Origin of the sequence: Streptomyces sp. NPDC058289 (assembly GCF_042880975.1) — a bacterium.
In the GTDB taxonomy this organism is placed as follows: domain Bacteria; phylum Actinomycetota; class Actinomycetes; order Streptomycetales; family Streptomycetaceae; genus Streptomyces; species Streptomyces stoeckheimensis.
This window is the reverse complement of sequence record NZ_JBHVYI010000128.1, coordinates 1-18,749: the sequence shown is the minus strand read 5'-3', so window position 1 is coordinate 18,749 and position 18,749 is coordinate 1. Positions and strand designations below refer to the sequence as shown.

Below are 18,749 nucleotides of genomic sequence, written 5' to 3'. Positions count from 1 at the left end.
GGGGGGGGGGGGTGCCCCGGGGGGGCGGGGGGGGCGGGGGGGGGGGGGGGGGGGGGGGGGGGGGCCCCCCCCCCCCCCCCCCCCGGCCCCCCCGCCCCACACCCCCTACGGCTAGCCCTGCGCGAGCTGACGTAAGAACGTCTCCGCGAGGGCCTTGGAGGAGTAGGGGTTCTGGCCGGTGGTGAGCTTGCGGTCCACCACCACGTGCGAGTCCCAGATCGCGTCGGCCTTCTCGTAGCGGGCGCCGAGCCGGGTGAGTTCGGCCTCCAGGATCAGCGGGAGGCGGCCGGCCATGTTGGTGACGAGCTCCTCGCTGTGCGAGAAGGCGGTCATCCGGTAGCCCGCGAAGGGCCACTGGCCCTCGCCGTCGCGCAGGGCCAGCAGGGCGGTGTGTCCGTGGCAGACGGTGGCCAGGGGCTTGTCCTGGGCGATGGCCCAGCGCAGGATCTGCGCGAGCTCGTCGGACTTGGGCAGGTCACCGATGGCCCCGTGGCCGCCGCTGATGTAGATGCCGTCGTAGTCGGCGATGTCCTTCTCGCCCAGGGTCTCCAGGGCGATCGGGTTTCTCAGCTGCGGGGTGTTCTCTATGACGCGGCTGTACTCCAGGGCGCTGGCCGTGTCCGTGTCGGCGGAGCCCTGGGGGCGGACCCACTGGAGGAACTGGGGGTCGATGCTGGTCGCGTCGACCGTCGGGGTCCGGCCCGCGATCGTCGCCACGTCCACGGTGTGGCCCGCGTTCTTGAAGAGGGTGTAGGGAACGGCGAATTCCTCGGCCCAGAAACCCGAGGGGTGTTGTTCCCCGTCCAGCAGATGAAGCGTGGCCTTGGCCGTCATGACGACGAGAATCTTCATGACTCTTCTCCTTCTTCCGGATGTTCCGGCTGCGCTGGATTCGCTGCCGATTCAACACGCCCCCCGCTAGGGGCGTAAGGGGGAGACGTCAGGCACGCGATACTTCGTCACGTGCGTCCAACGCCGAGATGATGGTGCGGAATTCACCGACCAGGGGGTGGTCGGGATGAGCTTCGGAGAATATGCGCTCCCCGTAGAGCGCGGCCATTTCCGGAACATAGGGAAGGATCCCGGCCAGCGGGGTGCGGTAGACCTCCTCGGCCCGCCGGCGGGCCGCCTGCCGGTCGATGCCCTCCGGCGCCATGCTCATCACCAGGGTCCGCCGGCAGGCGAGCCGGCCGGTCAGGGCGATGGTCTCCTCGACGCCGAGGAGGTCGATCCGGTCGGCCCGGGCCATGATCAGCAGTACGTCGGCGCTGGCCATCGCGGTGACCGACTCGTTGTTGAGCCCGGCATGGGTGTCGAGCAGCAGGACGTCCAGGGCGTGGTGCAGGGCCAGCCGGTCGAAGCCCTCGGGCAGCAGCCCCACGTCGTAGCCGGTGGTCATGAGCTCCCGCAGGGCCGCCGTCCCGGTCCGCGCCGGTACGACGTACAGGACCCCGCGGCCGCAGCCCGTGACGACCTCCTGGGCGGTGGCCTCGATCTCGCACCGGCCGAGCAGGTAGTCGGCGAGCGAGGGACCGGGGCCGAGCCTGAAGAGCAGGTCCAGGGTGGGCGACTGGATGTCCGTGTCGATCACCCCCACCCGGCGCCCCTCGCCCGCGAGGAGCAGGGCCAGGTTCGCCAGTACCGAGGACTTTCCGGTACCGCCGCGGTACGAGTGCACCACGATGGTCCGGGCCATCAGGCCACGACCTGGCAATCGGCGCCGCCCGCGTGCGGCCCCCGCGCCGCGCGTGGCCGGTGCAGGGCCAGCATGGTGACGTCGTCGTGCTGTTCGGCTGTTCCGGTGTGTTCGCGTACGGCCGTGTCCATGCGGTGGACCACCTCCCTGCCGCTCACCGGAGGACCGGAGAGCAGCTGCAGCATCCGCTCGTCGCCGAGGAAACCGCCGCTGGGGCAGCGCGCCTCGGGCACTCCGTCGGTGAACACGAAGAGCGTGTCGCCCGGGTTCAACTGCGCGTAGCCGAGCGTGTACACACAGTCCGGGAGCACCCCGACGGCGGGGCCGGTGACCTCCAGCGCGCGCGGCTCGCCACCGTCGGCGTCCAGCAGCAGCGGCGGATTGTGGCCGCCGTTGATGTAGACGAGGGAGCCGGTGAGCGGGTCGAGCACCCCGAAGAAGAGGGTGGCGAAGTAGCCCTGCCGCAGGTGGTTGCGGGTCAGGTAGCCGTTGGTGGCGGTGACCGCGTTGAGCAGCGGCGTGGCACCCACCACCGGGATGCGCCGGCTGTTGCCGGTGCGGCCGGCGGCCACCAGGTGCTGGAGGCCGCTGTTCTCGGCGGTGTGCCGCAGCAGGGAGCGGATGAGCGCCATGAAGAGCGCGGCTCCGACCCCCTTGTCGCAGACGTCGGCGACGACGAAGGCCAGGCGCCTGCCGCGGGAGAGCTCGAAGACGTCGTAGAAGTCCCCGGCGACCTGCCGGGCGGGCCGGAAGCACACGTCGATCTCCCAGCCCTCGGGGACCGGCAGCGATTCCGGCAGGAACCCGGCCTGGATCTCCCGGCCGATCTCCAACTCCTTCTCGTACCCCATGAGTTCGGCGCGGGCGTCGGCTTCGCGCAGGGTGCGGCCGAGTCCGGCGCGCTCCGAGCAGCTGTGCAGCCGGGCCCCGACGAGGGCGGGCAGGAAGGGGGGTACGAGGTAGTCGTGCCCGATCCGGACGTGTTCCTCCAGGGCGGCGAACTCCGTCACGGTCCAGACGACCACGATGGGGGCGCCGGCCCAGCGGCGCAGCCGGCGCACGGCGGTCCGTACGGACTCTCCGTCGGCCTGGGCCGGGGCGAGCAGCACGTCCGCTTCGGGCAGCTCCTCCAGTGGGCCGGCCAGGAGCTCGGCCAGCGTGCGCGGGACGAGTTCCGCGCCCATCTCCCCCAGTGCTCCGAGGAGTTCGAGAGGTGGTGGCGGGTACTCGTCGAGGATGATCACGGTCGTGGAGGGCATGGGTCCGTCCCCTCAGCCATCACAGTCAGCGTGCTGATGTTGCGGCCGTCCCTGCGTACGTAGTCGAACTCGTCCACGCTGGTCAGTGCGAGGTGGATGCCGAGTCCGCCGATCCGCCGCCGCTCGGGAGCGGTGTGCGGCTCGGGCGGCAGTCGCCCCTGGACGGGGTCGAAGGCCGGTGCGCGGTCCTCTAGGGAGATCTGCACCCGGCCCGGCCCGGAGCGGCCCCGGACGGTGATCCGTCCGTCGCCGCCCCGGTACCCGTGCATCACGATGTTGGTGGCCAGCTCGTCCACCGCCAGCCGGATCCGGTACGAGGCGCCCTTGCCCAGGCCCGCGCCCCCGGCCAGCCGCCGGACGAGCGCGGCGATGTCGCCCAGTGCCCCCAGGGTGGCGGGCACTTCCAGCTCGGCGGACATCCTCGCCGTCTTGACCGCCTCGTCCATCGGACTCAGTCGTCGGAGAGCACGATGCTGCGGTCGAGACCGGCCGTCCGGATGGTCCGGGCGACGGGCTCGATGGCGCCGACCACCTTGATGGTGACGTGCTCCCCCACCTTCTGCTGGGCGAAGACCAGGGAGCGCAGTCCGGCGCTGGCCATGTAGCCGACCCCGGCCATGCGGATCTCGACGGTGCTGGTGCCGTGGCCGGCGGCCTTCTCGATGGTCTGGTGGAAGTCCGGCGCGGTCTTGGCGTCCAGTTCGCCCTCCAGCTCGATCACGGTGGTGTCGCCCTCGATGCTCAGGGACACGGAAAGCGGCATGTCAGGTCTCCTTCGATGCATGGGCCGGAGCTCGGCGTCGGGCTGGAGCTCGGCCGTGGGCTAGGGCTCGGCGTCCGGCTAGAGCTCGGCGTCGGGCGTGCGGCCGACCAGGATCACGACCGAGCGCGGACCGATCAGGTACTTCCCGGCGTTCTCCAGTTCGAGTTCGGCGCCGGGGGTGCGGATGTCGTACGGGGCTTCGGCCCCGGTGTCCGCGAAGAGGTGCCAGCTGCGGCCGCCCGGGAGGGCGGGCAGTTCCAGGTCGTGCGCCTCCCAGTGGGAGTTCATGGCCGCGTACACCACGTCGTCGTCACCGGTGCCGCAGCGGGCGACCGCCAGCAGCCGGCTCTCCGTCGACCAGTCGGGCTGCCAGGCCCGCTCCCCGTGCCAGCTGATGTCGGGCAGCCCGAGGCTGTCGCGGAGCTGCCCGGTGGGGTGCGAGGTGGAGCGCAGCTCGCGGTGGCGCTTGCGGAAGGCGATCATCTCCCGGGTGAACCGGAGCAGTTCGGAGTTCTCGTCGACCTGGCTCCAGTCGAACCAGGACAGTTCGTTGTCCTGGCAGTACGTGTTGTTGTTGCCCTGCTGGGTGCGCGCCACCTCGTCGCCGGACAGCAGCATCGGGATGCCCTGACTGGTGAAGAGGATGGCCAGGGCGTTCTTCATCTGGCGCAGCCGCAGCGCGTTGACCTCGGGATCCTCGGTCGGCCCCTCGGCTCCGCAGTTCCAGCTCGCGTTGTCGTTCCCGCCGTCGTTGTTGCCCTCGCCGTTGGCCTCGTTGTGCCTGTCGTTGTACGAGACCAGGTCGGCCAGGCTGAAACCGTCGTGCGCGGTCAGGAAGTTGACCGACGCCGAGGTCCCGCGGCTGGAGTAGAGGTCGGGCGAGCCGGCGAGCCGGGTGGCGAGTTCCCCGGTGACCCCGGGGTCGCCCTTGAGGAAGCTGCGCACGGTGTCGCGGTACTTGCCGTTCCACTCCGCCCAGCGGCCGTACGCCGGGAAGTTGCCGACCTCGTAGAGGCCGCCGGCGTCCCAGGCCTCGGCGATGAGCTTGGTGTGCCGCAGCACCGGGTCGTAGGCGAGCAGTTCCAGCAGCGGCGGGTTGGGCAGCGGCGTGCCGTCCGCGGAGCGGCCGAGGATGGCCGCGAGGTCGAAGCGGAAACCGTCGATGTGGTAATCGGCGACCCAGTGGCGCAGGCAGTCGAGGACGAAGTTGCGCACGACGGGGTGGTTGCAGTTGACGGTGTTGCCGGTGCCGCTGAAGTTGAAGTAGTACCCCTCGGGCGTGAGCATGTAGTACGTGGCGTTGTCGAGGCCCTTGAAGGAGATGGTGGGGCCCTGCTCGTTGCCCTCGGCCGTGTGGTTGAAGACGACGTCGAGGATGACCTCGATGCCGGCCGCGTGCAGGTCCTTGATCAGGGTGCGGAACTCGTCGCCCTGCATGCCGTAGCGTCCGGTGGCCGCGTAGCCGGCCTTGGGGGCGAAGAAGGAGACGGTGTTGTAGCCCCAGTAGTCGAAGAGCTGCTCGCCCGTCTCCGGGTTGTGGCGCGGGTTGTCGCTCTCGTCGAACTCGAACACCGGCAGCAGCTCGATGCAGTTGATCCCGAGCTCCTTCAGGTACGGGATCTTCTCCCGCAGCCCCGCGAAGGTGCCGGGGGCGGTGACCTGTGAGGAGGGGTGCCGGGTGAAGCCGCGCACGTGGGTCTCGTACACGACGAGGTCCTCGGCGGGGATGCCCAGCGGGGTGTCGTTGCCCCAGTCGAAGTCCTGGAGGCAGACGCGGGAGCGGTACTGGTAGCCGCGGCTGCGGTCCGGCTCCACGCCCCACACGTCGCGGCCGGCGATGAGCCGGGCGTAGGGGTCGGAGAGCACCTGGCGGGCGTCGAAGCGGTGGCCGGTGACGGGGTCGTAGGGTCCGTCGGCCCGGTAGCCGTACTCGATGTTCTCGTGGTCGAGGCCGAAGACCGTCATGGCGAAGACGCTGCCGGTGCGGAATTCCTGGGGGAACTCCAGCTCGGCCATCGGCTCGGGCTCTCCGCGCCGGTAGATGACCAGGGTCATGGAGGTGGCCTGGTCGGAGAAGACGGAGAAGCTGACCCCGCCGGGGACCACGTTGGCCCCGAAGGGGAACGGTTTGCCGGCGCGGACGCGGTACCCGCCCACCTCGTGGGTCGGGTACGCGTCGACGCGCAGCACCTGTTCGGACGCCGACTCGCTCATCGCGCGGCCTTGGCGGCCGTCGTGGCGGCCGTCTTGGCGGCCGTTTTGGCGGCGGCCGCCTCGGCCTCGCCGGTGGAGAAGAAGTCGAGGAAGCCGGTGGCCGACATGACGAACCGGACTTCCTCGCTCACCCCGTAGAGGGTGACGGCGACCCCGGCGTGCTGGGCCTCGCGGTAGACGACGAGCAGGGTGCGCAGCCCGGCGCTGGAGACGTAGGTGACGGCCGTCAGGTCGATGCGCAGCGGCCTGCCCTCGCGGACCAGCGGCAGCAGCGTCTGCAGCAGCGATCCGGAGGTCTCACTGTTGATCTCGCCGGTGGCGACGAGCACGGTGCCCGCCTTGTTGCGGCGTTCCTTCACGTTCAGGGTCATTGCTTTCCCCTCTGAGTGGGGCGCCCCCGTTGAGCGCTACTGGGCGGTCGGGCGCAGCCGGACCTTGACCTTGACCCGGCCCTGGACGTCGGGCAGCCGGACGGTGAGTCCGTCGGCGTCGAAGTCCGTGTACGGCTTCTCGTCGATCTCGACGGACGCGATCCGCACCGAGCCGGCGGGAAGCAGGTCGGGCGAGACGCGCAGCACGCGGTCGGGCAGGTTCGTCGGGTCGGGCTGGAAGTGGAAGTCCATCTCCCGGCCGTTGATGAGCAGGTTGTTGTAGACGGCGGACAGGTAGCAGAGCTCCGCCGAGTGGTACATGGACATCGAGTGGCTGCCCTTGAGCCGCTCGGTCCCGAGCAGGTACGGGGTCCCGCTCGCGAGCACGTTGAAGTAGACGGCTCCCTCGTCGTGGTCGAGGAAGAAGGTGTTGTAGAAGGCCTCCGCCTGCCGGGCCTCGCGCAGGAATCCATCACCGCCGACGGTGCCGTTCAGGATGAGGTAGGCGAGGATCGCCTGCTCCTGCTGCCACCAGGCCTTGCGGTCGTGCCAGGCGAAACGATACGTCTCCTCGTCGCCCGACTTGACGCGTTCGACCACGTCGTACCAGCCGCCGCGCTGCACGTCGCTGCCGACGGCCGGCATGATCTCGCCGATCTTGCGGGCGAGTTCCTCGTAGGCCGGCTTGGCCTTCAGCGAGTTCATCCGCATCAGGTTCCAGGCGATCTTGAGGTTGTGGCCGACGACCGCACGGTTCTGCTGCCAGCTGTGCGCGGTGTCGTGGGACCAGTCGCGGAAGAAGCGCTCCTGGACGAAGGGGCTGTTCTTGTAGTCCGGGAACTTGTCCGCGATCGTGTCGAAGGTGTACTCGAGGAAGTCCGCGTAGCGCTGCTCCCCGGTCGCGAGGTACAGGTTGATCAGGTACGCGGGCGCGTGGTCGCCGACCGAGTTCCAGTTCTTGCGCTCCGCGTTCTCCCCGAGGGACTCGTGGTCGGCGCTGAAGAGGATCGGGTCGATGTGCGAGTAGTAGCCGCCCTGCTCCGGGTCCTTGAAGAACTTGTCGAACAGCCGGATGGTGGCGTCCGCGTCGTTCTTGATCCGGATGTCGCCGGTGACCCGGTAGGTCTGGATCGGGCCGGCCAGCGCGTAGATCTGCTCGTACATCGGGATCGCGTCGTAATCGTCGGAGAACTCCGAGGTGAACAGCTTGCGTTCGCTGTCCCCGTCTACGCTGATGCCGTGGTACCAGAAGACCACGTCCTCTTCGCTGTCCACGACGCGCATGTGCTTGCGCAGGTACTCGGTGCCGCGCTCGGCGACCTCCAGGTACTCGTCCTTGCCGGTCAGCAGGTAGGCCGAGGCCATGCCGTAGACCAGGCGGGAGATCGTGTCGGTCTCCTGGACGTGGCTGGCGGTCTTGTCACCGCCGAGCCGGATCTCGGTGCGGTACTCGGTGAAGTCCACCGGCCCGTCGCCGAACTGCGCCCGCTTGTAGAAGTCGGCCAGCGACTCGATCTGCTTGATCCACCAGCTGGGTTCCTCGAAGCGGTAGTCCTCGGCCCCGCGGCCCAGGAACACCAGGCGCTTGGCCTCGAAGCGGCCGCCCTGCTCGGGGTAGTGCACCCCGTAGACGTAGAGGAACCGTCCCGGCGAGAGCATCTCGTCGATGTGCCCGGAGGCGTCGATGTACGGCTCGTCCAGGTTGCGGACCAGCTCGGCGCTGGGGTCCCCGGCCAGGGAGACGTCGAACTCGCGGCCGTCCGAGGTCTTCAGCCGCAGCAGCCTGGACTCGGAGTCGAAGCGGCCGACGTAGCCGGCGATCGTGTCGGAGAAGGAGAAGCTCACGGCATCCGCCATGTCATACACCGTCCTTTTCTTCGTGGTCGTGGCCTTGCTCGTGGCCGTGCTCGTCCTCGAATCCCTGACTGACCTCGACGATCACCCCGTCGGGATCGCGCACCCACACGGTCCGCCACCCGCAGATGAAGTCGTCGAAGTCCAGTGGCCCCAGGGTCACTTCGGCCGCTCCGCCGAGCGTGGCCAGGAAGGCGTCCACGCTGTCGGTCTGGAAGGCCAGGTGGCGCATCCGGCCCGCCGCCGGCGGCCCGTCGTGGTGGGCCGGACCGGCCTGCTCGGTGCCCGCCGCGAAGAGCTCCAGGTACACGTCCCCCTGGCGCAGGAAGACGATCTGTGCGTCTCCGAGGTCGACCACCCGGGCCCGGGTGAAGCCGAAGTACCGGGTGTAGAAGTCCTCGGTGGTCTTCTGGTCGGCGCAGTTCAGGCCCACGTGCGACCAGACCATCGGGGCCATCAGCCGGCGCCCCGCGCGCCCTGCGCGCTCCCCGGCACGCTCCCCGCGCCGCGAGCGCCCCGCGCCCCCCGATCGGCGGCGATCAGCTCGATGATCCGGCGGGCGAACAGGTGGTGGTGGGCCCCGGTACGGCCGGTGACCAGGTCGCCGTCGACCACCACGTCCTCGTCCACGTACTCGCCGCCCATGTTGCGGACGTCGCCGATGAGGTTGTTGTGGCAGACGACCTTGCGGCCGCGCACCTTGTCCGGGATCGAGGCGGCCAGCCACATGCCGTGGCAGATGATCCCCTTGAGGACGGTCGGCTCCTCGAAGGCCCGGCGCAGCAGCTCCGTCGCCGGGGCCAGTACGTCCACGTCCTCGGTGTAGCGCAGCCGGTCGGCCACCATGCCCGAGGGCACGATGATCGCCGCGTACCGGCGCAGTTCCTCGTCGCTCAGGCCCTCCAGGGACCGGGTCGCGGTGAACGGCGCGCGGTACTCGTGCCCGGAGAAGGTGATGGAGTCGTTGCCCCACAGCCGGGTCAGGAAGTCGACCTCGGCGCCCTCCTCCGCGAACCGGTGCTGGTAGTAGAAGATCTCCGGCTCGTAGAAGTCGCTCTCGACCAGGACCGCGATCCGGGTTCCGGTCAGCGCACCTTCGCGCAGGACCACGTCAGGCACGGGACACCCCTTTCAGGAAGTCCGCCGCGCGCTCGGCGATCATCGCGATGGCGGTGTGGCAGTTGCCCGACGGGACGGCGGGCATCACGCTCGCGTCGACGACGCGCAGGTTCCGTACGCCGTGCACCCGCAGTTCGGGGTCGACGACGGAGAGGTCGTCGATGCCCATGCGGCAGGAGCCGGCCTGGTGGTGGTAGCTCTCCGACTTCTGCTTCACGAAGGTGCGCAGGTCCTCGTCGGACACGTAGCCCGGTCCGGGCTGGAGCTCCTGCTTGTACCAGGGCGAGAAGGCGGAGGTCGCGAAGAGCTCCCGGGCGGTCTTGACGCCCTGGACCATCCGCTCCAGGTCCCAGCGGTCGCCCAGGTAGTTCGGGTGGATCAGCGGGTGGGCCAGCGGATCGGAGCTCGCCAGCTTGATCCAGCCCCGCGACACGGGACGGACGACGCCGGGCAGGATCGACACGGTGTTCGGGTGGTCCCGGCCGACGATCACGTCGAACGGCACGTGTACGAAGGCGATCTGCAGGTCCGGCGCGGGCAGTCCGGGCCGGGAGGAGAGGAACAGCGCGCTCTCGGACAAGTTCTGTGCGGGCGGCGGCAGTTCCTGGGTGACCTCGGCCATCAGCCCGGTCAGTACGTGGTTGTGGAAGTTCTCGCCGACCCCGGGCAGCGCGGCTACGGTCGCGATGCCGTGCTCGCGCAGCTGTTCGGGGTGCCCGATCCCGGAGAGCAGCAGCAGCTTCGGCGATTCGATCGCCCCGGCGGCCACGATCACCTCCCGGCGGGCCCGTACGGTGTGCAGCCCGGGCTCGGGCGCGGTGCTGTGCCCGTCGCGCACGGTCCGGCCCGGGACGCCGCTGTCCGAAAGCGTGGCGGGGGCCTGGAGCTGGGCGTACTCGACACCCGTGCAGGTGTCCCCGTCGAGGAGCAGCCGGGTGCTCTGCGCACTGGTGCGCAGGGTCAGGTTGGAGCGGTCCAGGGCCGGTTCCAGGTAGGCGGCGAGGACGCCCTGGCGGCGGCCGTCGGCCACGTCGATGTGGTGCCAGCCGGTGCCGAAGAGTCCGCGCCGCGGCCCGTCGGTGTTGAAGTCGGCGATCTCCTCGTGGCCGAGCTCGACGGCGGCGTCGATGAAGGCGCGGGAGACCGGGTTGGGGCCGTGCCGCCCGGCGTGGGTGATGCGTTGCGGGCCGCGGGTGCCGGTGGTCGGCGCGGTGGCGTCCTCCTGGCCCTCCAGCAGCGCGAAGTAGGGCAGTACGTCCTCGTGCGCCCAGCCGGCCGCGCCCTGGTAGGCCCAGTTGTCGAAGTCCGAGGCGTGGCCCCGGATGTGCATCATGATGTAGAGGTTGCTGCTGCCGCCGGGGGCCTTGCCGCGCGGTTCGTACGTGCGGCGGCCGTCCAGGCCGGGCTGCGGGACGCTGGTGTAACCCCAGTCGACGGGCCCGCCGAGCAGCTTGTACCAGGAGGACGGATCGTCCACCTCGGGAGGGATGCGGCCCGCTCCCGCCTCCAGGACCAGGACGGTGACGTCCGGGTCCTCGGAGAGGCGGTTCGCGAGGACGCTGCCGGCGGTGCCGGATCCCACGACGATGTAGTCGTACTCATCCACGGCCATCGCGCGCCCCCTCAGCCCTGGCCGAGCACCTGGAAGGGAACCGTGTCGTGGTGGTTCGCCATGTAGGCGATCTTTCCGTCCACGATCCGGAAGAAGTTCATGACCTCGGCCTCGATCTCCTCCCCGGAGGGGGTGACCGCGGTCAGGTGGGAGACGGCCGCCGCCTTCTCCCCGTCGACGAGGAAGTGCACGGGCTCGTTGCGGAAGACCCGGTACATGGTCCCCATGCCCTTCATCATCGACCGCAGCGTCTCCAGGCCCTCGATGTGGCCGGCGAGCTGCTCGTCCATGACCTGGTCCTCGGCGAACAGGTCGCACCAGCTGTCCCAGTCACCGGCGTTGGCGTACTCGTAGTACTTCTGCAAGATCTGCCGCGCGTCCATGGCGCTCATCCCCCCTACTGGTCCCTACGGGTTCCGTCCGGGGCGAAGGGCGCCCAGAACTGGCTGAAGGCCGTGGCCGTGTCGCCGAACAGGCCGTCGTGGCCCTCGACGATCCGGCCGTCGCGCCAGCGCATGAAGTGGAAGACCGGGTAGTCCATCCGCTCGTACGGGGACCGGCTCGACTCGTCGGCGCCGCCGCGCACGGCGACGTTGCGGCAGACGTCCGCGCTGCAGTCCTCGCCGACGAGGACCGCTTCGATGTCCATGCGGAAGGTGCCGCCCGTGAGCTTGTGGGTCTGGCCCATCAGCTCCAGGAAGGCGTCCAGGCTCTCGTACCAGCCGGCGAGCGGGTGGTTGCCGGGGACCTGCCAGCGCAGGTCCTCGGCGTAGTACTCCAGGATCCTGGCCCGGTCGCCGGAGCCGAGGGCGCGGTACGCCGCTTCGACCCGCTCCCGTGTCACTTCGGTCATCGTCGCTTCTCCTTCGGCGCTCAGAGGGAGGCGGAACCGGGCATGGGCGCCAGTTCGTTGACGGTGTACTGCCGGATCAGCGGCCCGTCGGGGCCGGCGACCACGGTCCAGGTCTGGTCGGCGTCGAAGCCCAGCCACACGCTGCGGGCGGCCGGCGGGTCCCAGATCTTGGCCTGCCAGTTGACGAGGACCCGGACGATCGCCCGGTCGCCCTCGATGACGGGCTCCACCTTCGTGACCGTGTGCACCTCGTCGAAGAAGCGGTTCGTGACCGCCTCGTACCAGCGGCCGAAGCCCTGGTGGCCGAGGAAGGTGTCCTCCGGGACCTTGAACTCCAGGTCCTCGGTGATCAGGGCCAGCACCTGGTCCGGCTGGACGTGCTGGTCCAGGGCCACGTACCACTTGTCGGCGAAGGCGCGGATCGCGTCCTCGGTCAGCCGCTCGGCGGGCATGCGGTCTCCTCCTGTCTGTCCGTGCTCTGCGTACGGTCCGTGCGGGCGATGTGCGTCAGATCTGTACGTCCACGAGGAACGGCCCGGGGTGGGCGAGCATCCGGCCCACGGCGGCGATCGCCTCGTCGGGCTTCTCCACCCGCATCCCGCCCGCCCCGAGCGACCGGGCCAGGGCGGCGAAGTCGATCTCGGGGTGCGAGAGGTCGAAGGAACCCGGGAAGCCGTGCTGCGGAATGTCGCGCTCCCGCCAGTACTGGGCGATGTTGTCGTCCAGCAGCCGGTACTTGCGGTTGTTGCAGACCACGAACTTGGCCTCGATGCCGTGCCGGGCCGCGGTCCACAGCGCCTGGTAGGTGTACATCGAGCCGCCGTCGCCGGCGAAGCCGACGACGAGCCGCTCCGGCCGGGCCAGCTTGACGCCGACCGCGCCCGGGAAGCCCACGCCCAGCGATCCGCCCCGGGTGAGGTGGTAGTCGCCCGGCCGCTCCGGCGGCAGGTACCGGGTGACCAGCGGGGAGGTGGTCAGCGCCTCGTCGAAGACGATCAGGTCCCCGCCCGTGCGCTCGGCCAGGGTCCGCAGGAAGACCGCCATCGGCGAACCGTCCGCCTCCCTGGCCTCCCGCTCGGCCTGCCCCGTCCGCACCCGCTCCCGGGTCCGTGCGTCCAGCCGCCCGGCCGCCGCCGCCCGCTGCGCGGGGGTGAGCAGGTGTTCCAGTACGCCGGCCAGCGCGCGCAGAGCCTGCCGGGGATCGGCGGCGAGCCCGAGGTCCACCGGATGGTTCTTGGCGATCTCGTAGGCGTTCAGGTCGATGTGCACGACCCGCGCGCCGGCCCGGAAGGGGCTCTCCAGCTCCGGGAACACCTCGGGGAAGACGTAGGTGCCGACGATCAGCACCCCGTCCGCGTCCCCGATCAGCTCCTTGCTGTGCGGGCCGAACATGTGGCCCGTCTGACCGCGGCGCAGCGGGTGCGAGGCCGCGATGTTCACCTCGGAGGAGTCGACCTCGTACACGTCGGCGCCGAGCAGCTCGGCGACGGCGACGAGCTCGCGCTGCGCCCCGGAGAGCGCGACCCCGTCTCCGACGAGGACGACCGGCCGCTCGGCGGAGGCCAGCAGCTCGGCCGCCCGCCCCACCGAGGCGGGCGAGGGGGCCACGTCCGTGAGCGGCACCGTCGAGGGCAGCACGAGCTCGGAGTTGAGCTCGTCCAGCACGTCCATCGGCAGCGCCACGAACACCGGACCGCGCGGCGGGGTCAGGGCGATCTTCACCGCCCGGCGGATGGTCCGCAGCACGGAGTGCCGGTCGGTGACCCGGGTCGCGTACTTGGTCACCGGCTTCGCCATCGCCACGAGGTCGGACGCCATCTGCGCGTCCATGGCGTCGTAGCGCACCCCGGCGTCACCGGCGACGACGACGAGCGGGGTGTGGCCGCGCAGCGACTGGTAGAGCATGCCGATGCCGTTGCCCAGCCCCACCCCGGAGTGGAGCTGGAGCAGCGCCGCCCCGCCGGTGGCGCGGGCGTAGCCGTCGGCGATCCCGGCGGCCACCGTCTCCTGGAGGGCGAGGACGTAGTGGAAGTCCTCCGCCGCGTCGACCGCGTCGAGGAATCCCTGTTCCACCGTCCCCGGATTTCCGAACATGACGTTCAGGCCGTCGGCCTTGAACTGGTCGATCAGCCTTTCCCGTCCGGGAGTGGCTCCAGAACTCATCGAACTCCCCCTCCTTTGCGTACCGTCGTGCCGGAGTTACCGGAATTACCAGCCGTACCGGGTGAGACCGTTCTCCAGGACTTCCACGATCTTCTGCCCCGTGAGATACGAGTCGGGGGTCGAACGACCGGTCACGAACGGGAAGTCGACGATCACCGAAAGGGGGTGGCCGAAATTCCCGTGGTACGCACCGCGCGGCCCGGTCGCATCGCGCAGGATGTACTCGAGCGGATACGGCGGCGGCCCCATGTTGAAATCGGTGCCGAGGAATCCGGTGCCGTCCTTGTAGTCGTACTCCTTGCAGTGGCCGGTCACGTGCTTGCCCCAGATGATGCTGCGGCGGTCACCCCAGTCCCGGGCGAAGGCCAGGCAGGCGACGCCGTAGCACTCGGCCGCGACCACCTTGCCCGCGTTCTTGAAGGCGAGGATCAGGGCGTGCACGCGCTCGTTGTTGGCGAGGTCGACGATCGGACCGCTGCCGCCCACGATGAGCACCGCGTCGAAGCCGGCGATGTCGACCTGGAGCTTGTCCAGATCGCGGTGGTACTGCTCCAGCTTGGGCAGATAGGCCGAGTCGCTCGTGTACGGGCGCTCGGGGGCCCACGCTTCGATGTCGAGGGGGGAGTCGAGCCGGCTCGACTGCTCGAACTCCCGGCCCAGCCGGGCGTTCTCCTCGGTGGTGACCGAGCGTCCCAGCGGAGGATCGATGTAGTTCGCGTCGAGGCTCGGCGGGAGAGCGTGGGCACGCTTTCCGGTCGGCGTGGCGAATACGACTTCATAGCCCTGCTCGTCGAACTGGGATACGGGGCCGATCAGTTCTTCGGCCCAGTAACCGTGTTCGGAGACAATGACCAGAATCTTTCTGCTCACGGATTCCTCCAGGCGCCGCCTGTTGTCGTTGGCGTCCCCCACACTGGCCGCGCCCGGGGTTCCCGTCAAAGCGCTGGTATGCGACTTCGTGAGGTAGTCGCCCAGGTCATGGGGTCACCTCAGGAAGTCGTCCGGCGATGTCATGAAGTAGCTTCCGGACTACCTGACTTCGGCCGAATCCCTGAACCGTCGCCGGGGCCCCGCCTTATGGTCTGGACGCGCCGTGAATCACGGGCGCACTGCAATCACGTGCGCGAAGCGCGGATGCGCGAGAGAGGGACGGGGACGATGACGATGGACCTGTTGTGCACCCACATCGAATCGATACGTCCGGTGAAACCCGGCACCGAGGGCTGCGAGGAGTGCCTCGTCTCCGGTGACACCTGGGTGCACCTGCGGATGTGCCTGAGCTGCGGGCACGTCGGCTGCTGCGACTCCTCGAAGAACCGTCACGCCACCAGGCACTACGGAACCACCGCGCACCCCATCGCGGCCTCCCACGAGCCCGGCGAGGACTGGGCCTGGTGCTACGCCGACAAGCTGATGCTGGACCCGGCGTGAGCGCGGCCCCGGAGAGCGCCGCCGCCGGCACCACGCCCACGAGCACCGCGCCCACGAGCACCGCCGCCGCGACCGCCGAAGCCGCGGCGCGCGCGGAGAACCGCAAGCCCGTCATCCTGGCCGTGGACGACGACCCGCAGGTGCTGCGCGCCGTCCGCCGCGACCTGCGCAGCGCGTACGGAGACCGCTACCGGGTGCTCGGCGCCTCCTCGGCCGCCGACGCCCTCAAGATCCTGGACTCCCTCGACGAGCGCGGCCACGACCCGGCGCTCTTCCTCGTCGACCAGCGGATGCCGGACGTCACCGGGGTCGAGTTCCTGCTGGAGGCCGTCAGCCGCTTCCCCGACGCCCGCCGCGTGCTCCTCACCGCGTACGCCGAGACGGACGCGGCGATCACCGCCATCAACCGGGTCCGCCTGGACTACTACCTGCTCAAGCCCTGGGACCCGCCGCACGAGCGGCTCTTCCCGGTCCTGGACGATCTGCTCTCCGACTGGCTCGCCACCTACCGCCCGGCGTACGACGGGATCATCGTCGCGGGTCACCTGGTCTCCCCCGGCACCCACGCCGTCCGGGACTTCTTCACCCGCAACGGCCAGCCCTTCCGCTTCCTCAACGTCGAGCGGGACCCCGAGGCGCTGACCGTGATCGCCGCCGCCCAGCCCGACGCCGCGCTGCCCCTGGTCCGCTTCCCGGACGGCTCGGTGCTCTCCGCGCCGACGGACACGCAGCTCGCCCAGCGCCTGGGGCTGGCCACCACCGCCTCCCGCCCGCACTACGAGTGCGTCATCGTCGGTGCGGGCCCGGCGGGCCTCGCGGCCGGCGTCTACTCGGCCTCCGAGGGCCTCTCCACGCTCATGCTGGACTCCCGCGCCCCGGGCGGCCAGGCCGGCACCTCCAGCCTGATCGAGAACTACCTCGGCTTCCCCTCGGGCCTCTCCGGCGGCGACCTGACCCGCCGCGCCACCATCCAGGCCTCCCGCTTCGGAGCCGAGATCCTGCACCCGGTGGAGGTGACCTCGCTGACCCGTGACGACCCGGCGAAGATCCTGACCCTGGCGGACGGTACGGAGATCAGCGCCGAGACGGTGCTCCTGGCGACCGGGGTCTCGTACAACCGCCTGGACGCCCCGGGCGCCGACCGCTTCGAGGGCGCCGGGCTCTACTACGGCGCGGCGACCACGGAGAGCTCGGCGTGCATCTCGCAGCACGTGTTCATCGTGGGCGGGGCCAACTCGGCCGGCCAGGCCGCCGTGCACTTCGCCAAGTACGCCGCCCGGGTCACGATCCTGGTCCGCGCGGCCTCGCTCGACGACAGCATGTCCCGCTACCTGATCGACGAGATCGAGCGGACCCCCAACATCGAGGTGCGGGTCCGCACGACGGTCGTCCGCCTGCACGGCGAGGACCACCTCGAGCGCCTGACCCTCCACAACTCCGAGACCGGCGAGGACAAGGAGATCCCGGCCCGCTTCATGTTCACCTTCATCGGCGCCCGCCCGCACACGGAGTGGCTGGCCGGGGTGGTGGAGCGGGACGAGTACGGCTTCGTGCTCACCGGCTCGGACCTGATCTCCAACGGCGGCGAACTCCCGGAGGAATGGAGCCTGGAGCGCGCCCCGTACCCGCTGGAGACCAGCGTCCCCGGAGTGTTCTCGGCGGGGGACGTACGGGCCCACTCGGTCAAACGCGTCGCCTCGGGCGTGGGCGAGGGAGCCATGGCGGTCTCCCTGATCCACCGCTACCGCTCGATGGGCTGATCCCACCGCGCTGATCCCTCTGCGGCGCTGATCCCTCTGCGGCGCTGGTCCCTCTGCACTGGTCCCTCTGCACTGGTTCCTCTGGGCCGAGAGCGAACAGGGCGCCGACCCCCTTGCGATCAAGCTCTGCCCGGACGCACCGTTGATTACATGATTACATCCGAGCAGAACGAGCAGCTCCGCTCCTGGTTCGCCGAGCGGCTGCCGGTGGACGTCTACCAGTCGCTCCTCTCGGTCACGGTCGACCGGGAGGAGATCACCGTCGTCGGTGAGATACCCGCGACCGAATCGGTGGCGGCCTTCCGCGAGCGCACCCGCGAGCAGCGCGTCGAGGTGGCCAGGGAGGCGGAGGAGCTCTACCGCCGCAAGGTGTCCTGGGCCGCCCAGTCGGGCGAGGAGCGGACCCTCTTCACCCACCTCGCGGTCCCCGTCATGACCCGCCTGCGCCAGCCCGAGCGTCAGGTCCTCGACACCCTGGTCGCGGGCGGCGTCGCCCGCAGCCGCGCCGACGCCCTGGCCTGGTGCGTCCGCCTGGTCGGACGCAACACCGACACCTGGCTGACGGACCTGCGCGAGTCCCTGGACCGGGTCCAGCAGGTCCGCGCAGAGGGTCCGGACCTGGCCGACTCCCAGAAGTCCGGGTCATAACGGCGAAAGATCCCCCGGCGCCCGCAAGATCGCGCAAGCCTGACACGGACCACCGGCGATCAACGCCCGACCCCAGGGAGAGGCCCGCACCATGACCACCACCGTCGAATACATCCGTTACCGGATCGCATTGGACGATCAGCCGGCTTTCGAAGACGCGTACGTCAGGGCCTCCGAGTCCCTGACCGCCTCGCCGGAGTGCATCGACTACGAACTCGCCCGCAGCGAGGAGGAGCCCGAGCGCTACATCCTGCGCATCCGCTGGACTTCGATCGACGCCCACCTGAACGGCTTCCGCAAGGGCGAGCACTTCCCCGCGTTCTTCAGCGCGATCCGCCCGTACGTCACGGCCATCGAGGAAATGAAGCACTACCTCGTCACCAAGGTGGCCGGCCCCGGAAAGGCTTCCACCCCGTCATGAGCACCACACCCGACACCACGCCCACCATCTACGAGTGGATGGGCGGCGCGGAGGCGATGGACCGCCTCACGGACGTCTTCTACGCCCACGCCCTGCAGGACGAGATCCTGGCCCCGGTCTTCGCGGGCATGGACGCGGGGCACCCCCAGCACGTGGCGGTCTGGCTGGCGGAGGTCTTCGGCGGCCCGAAGCAGTACACCGCGTCCCACGGCGGCCACCAGCACATGGCCACCAAACACCTGGGCCGCGGCATCACCGAGCAGCAGCGCCGCCGCTGGGTGGACCTCCTGACGGACACGGCCGACGAGGTGGGCCTGCCCACGGACCCGGAGTTCCGGGCGGTCTTCGCGTACTACATCGAGTGGGGCACCCGCATGGCCCTGATCTACTCGGGCCCCAACCCGCCCCCGGTCGACGCGGCCGACATCCCGGTCTGGTCCTGGGGCCAGACCCCACCCTGGATCCCGAATTCCTGACCCCCACCCCGGCGGAGCCCCTGGGCCGTTGTGGCCTCGGCCGACGATTGTGCGCCGTTACGGGGGCCTTGCCGCAAGCCCCCCTGTGCGCTATAAGTTGAGAGTGGCA

At 70.0% G+C, this 18,749-nt stretch carries 21 protein-coding genes; 5 read left to right on the top strand and 16 right to left on the bottom strand.

From position 1 onward, the window contains the following. Positions 1-111: 111 nt before the first annotated feature. The 16 genes from ACFVX6_RS37625 to ACFVX6_RS37550 all read right to left on the bottom strand — a co-directional run bounded on the left by ACFVX6_RS37625 (position 112) and on the right by ACFVX6_RS37550 (position 14,774). Positions 112-852 (bottom strand): type 1 glutamine amidotransferase domain-containing protein, encoded by a 741-nt coding sequence (locus tag ACFVX6_RS37625; protein ID WP_389699093.1) that lies wholly within the window; start codon positions 850-852, stop codon positions 112-114. An 88-nt stretch (positions 853-940) separates the two neighbouring features. After that, the gene (locus tag ACFVX6_RS37620) at positions 941-1,696 is read right to left on the bottom strand and encodes a P-loop NTPase (RefSeq protein ID WP_389699092.1); all 756 of its coding nucleotides are present in this window, start codon (positions 1,694-1,696) and stop codon (positions 941-943) included. Beyond that, complete coding sequence (locus tag ACFVX6_RS37615; RefSeq protein WP_389699091.1) at positions 1,696-2,955, bottom strand: PP2C family protein-serine/threonine phosphatase; 1,260 nt, start codon at positions 2,953-2,955, stop codon at positions 1,696-1,698. The genes ACFVX6_RS37620 and ACFVX6_RS37615 overlap by 1 nt, the downstream gene beginning before the upstream one ends. After that, complete coding sequence (locus ACFVX6_RS37610) at positions 2,937-3,401, bottom strand: ATP-binding protein (RefSeq protein ID WP_389699090.1); 465 nt, start codon at positions 3,399-3,401, stop codon at positions 2,937-2,939. Before ACFVX6_RS37610 ends, ACFVX6_RS37615 begins: the two co-directional genes overlap by 19 nt. Positions 3,402-3,406: 5 nt before the next feature. Next, positions 3,407-3,718 carry an STAS domain-containing protein gene (locus tag ACFVX6_RS37605; protein ID WP_327307745.1) on the bottom strand — a complete coding sequence of 104 codons (312 nt, stop codon included), beginning with the start codon at positions 3,716-3,718 and terminating at the stop codon, positions 3,407-3,409. Between the two features lie 78 nt (positions 3,719-3,796). Further along, entirely contained in the window at positions 3,797-5,932 is a 2,136-nt protein-coding gene (gene glgX / locus ACFVX6_RS37600) for a glycogen debranching protein GlgX (protein WP_389699089.1), read from the bottom strand. Then, positions 5,929-6,303 (bottom strand): STAS domain-containing protein, encoded by a 375-nt coding sequence (locus ACFVX6_RS37595; protein ID WP_389699088.1) that lies wholly within the window; start codon positions 6,301-6,303, stop codon positions 5,929-5,931. Before ACFVX6_RS37595 ends, glgX begins: the two co-directional genes overlap by 4 nt. A gap of 36 nt (positions 6,304-6,339) precedes the next feature. After that, positions 6,340-8,160, bottom strand: a complete 1,821-nt coding sequence (locus ACFVX6_RS37590) for an AGE family epimerase/isomerase (protein WP_389699087.1) — start codon at positions 8,158-8,160, stop codon at positions 6,340-6,342. Position 8,161: 1 nt separating this feature from the next. Next, positions 8,162-8,614, bottom strand: coding sequence for a VOC family protein (locus ACFVX6_RS37585; RefSeq protein WP_389699086.1), 453 nt, complete (start codon positions 8,612-8,614; stop codon positions 8,162-8,164). Then, the gene (locus ACFVX6_RS37580) at positions 8,614-9,276 is read right to left on the bottom strand and encodes a DJ-1/PfpI family protein (RefSeq protein ID WP_389699085.1); all 663 of its coding nucleotides are present in this window, start codon (positions 9,274-9,276) and stop codon (positions 8,614-8,616) included. The genes ACFVX6_RS37585 and ACFVX6_RS37580 overlap by 1 nt, the downstream gene beginning before the upstream one ends. After that, positions 9,269-10,888: a GMC family oxidoreductase gene (locus ACFVX6_RS37575; protein ID WP_389699084.1), complete on the bottom strand. Its 1,620-nt coding sequence runs from the start codon at positions 10,886-10,888 to the stop codon at positions 9,269-9,271. Before ACFVX6_RS37575 ends, ACFVX6_RS37580 begins: the two co-directional genes overlap by 8 nt. 11 nt (positions 10,889-10,899) lie before the next feature. Beyond that, a complete protein-coding gene (locus tag ACFVX6_RS37570) occupies positions 10,900-11,280 on the bottom strand; it encodes a nuclear transport factor 2 family protein (RefSeq protein WP_323182380.1) in 381 nt (126 codons plus the stop codon). A gap of 5 nt (positions 11,281-11,285) precedes the next feature. Then, positions 11,286-11,741, bottom strand: a complete 456-nt coding sequence (locus ACFVX6_RS37565; protein WP_266910467.1) for a nuclear transport factor 2 family protein — start codon at positions 11,739-11,741, stop codon at positions 11,286-11,288. A gap of 20 nt (positions 11,742-11,761) precedes the next feature. Beyond that, positions 11,762-12,193, bottom strand: a complete 432-nt coding sequence (locus ACFVX6_RS37560; protein WP_266959225.1) for a nuclear transport factor 2 family protein — start codon at positions 12,191-12,193, stop codon at positions 11,762-11,764. A gap of 55 nt (positions 12,194-12,248) precedes the next feature. Further along, the gene (locus tag ACFVX6_RS37555; protein ID WP_389699083.1) at positions 12,249-13,904 is read right to left on the bottom strand and encodes a thiamine pyrophosphate-binding protein; all 1,656 of its coding nucleotides are present in this window, start codon (positions 13,902-13,904) and stop codon (positions 12,249-12,251) included. A 45-nt stretch (positions 13,905-13,949) separates the two neighbouring features. Next, positions 13,950-14,774: a type 1 glutamine amidotransferase domain-containing protein gene (locus tag ACFVX6_RS37550; protein WP_389699082.1), complete on the bottom strand. Its 825-nt coding sequence runs from the start codon at positions 14,772-14,774 to the stop codon at positions 13,950-13,952. Positions 14,775-15,062: 288 nt separating this feature from the next. Here ACFVX6_RS37550 and ACFVX6_RS37545 point away from each other — a divergent pair, with 288 nt between their 5' ends. From ACFVX6_RS37545 to ACFVX6_RS37525, 5 genes are all read left to right on the top strand, one after another. Then, positions 15,063-15,335, top strand: a complete 273-nt coding sequence (locus ACFVX6_RS37545) for a UBP-type zinc finger domain-containing protein (protein ID WP_250741351.1) — start codon at positions 15,063-15,065, stop codon at positions 15,333-15,335. A 116-nt stretch (positions 15,336-15,451) separates the two neighbouring features. Further along, positions 15,452-17,095 carry an FAD-dependent oxidoreductase gene (locus ACFVX6_RS37540; protein ID WP_389699094.1) on the top strand — a complete coding sequence of 548 codons (1,644 nt, stop codon included), beginning with the start codon at positions 15,452-15,454 and terminating at the stop codon, positions 17,093-17,095. Positions 17,096-17,245: 150 nt separating this feature from the next. Further along, positions 17,246-17,743, top strand: coding sequence for a hypothetical protein (locus ACFVX6_RS37535; protein ID WP_389699081.1), 498 nt, complete (start codon positions 17,246-17,248; stop codon positions 17,741-17,743). Between the two features lie 91 nt (positions 17,744-17,834). Continuing rightward, positions 17,835-18,164, top strand: coding sequence for a putative quinol monooxygenase (locus ACFVX6_RS37530; protein ID WP_389699080.1), 330 nt, complete (start codon positions 17,835-17,837; stop codon positions 18,162-18,164). Then, positions 18,161-18,640 (top strand): group II truncated hemoglobin, encoded by a 480-nt coding sequence (locus tag ACFVX6_RS37525; RefSeq protein WP_389699079.1) that lies wholly within the window; start codon positions 18,161-18,163, stop codon positions 18,638-18,640. Before ACFVX6_RS37530 ends, ACFVX6_RS37525 begins: the two co-directional genes overlap by 4 nt. The last annotated feature ends 109 nt before the right edge of the window (positions 18,641-18,749 follow it).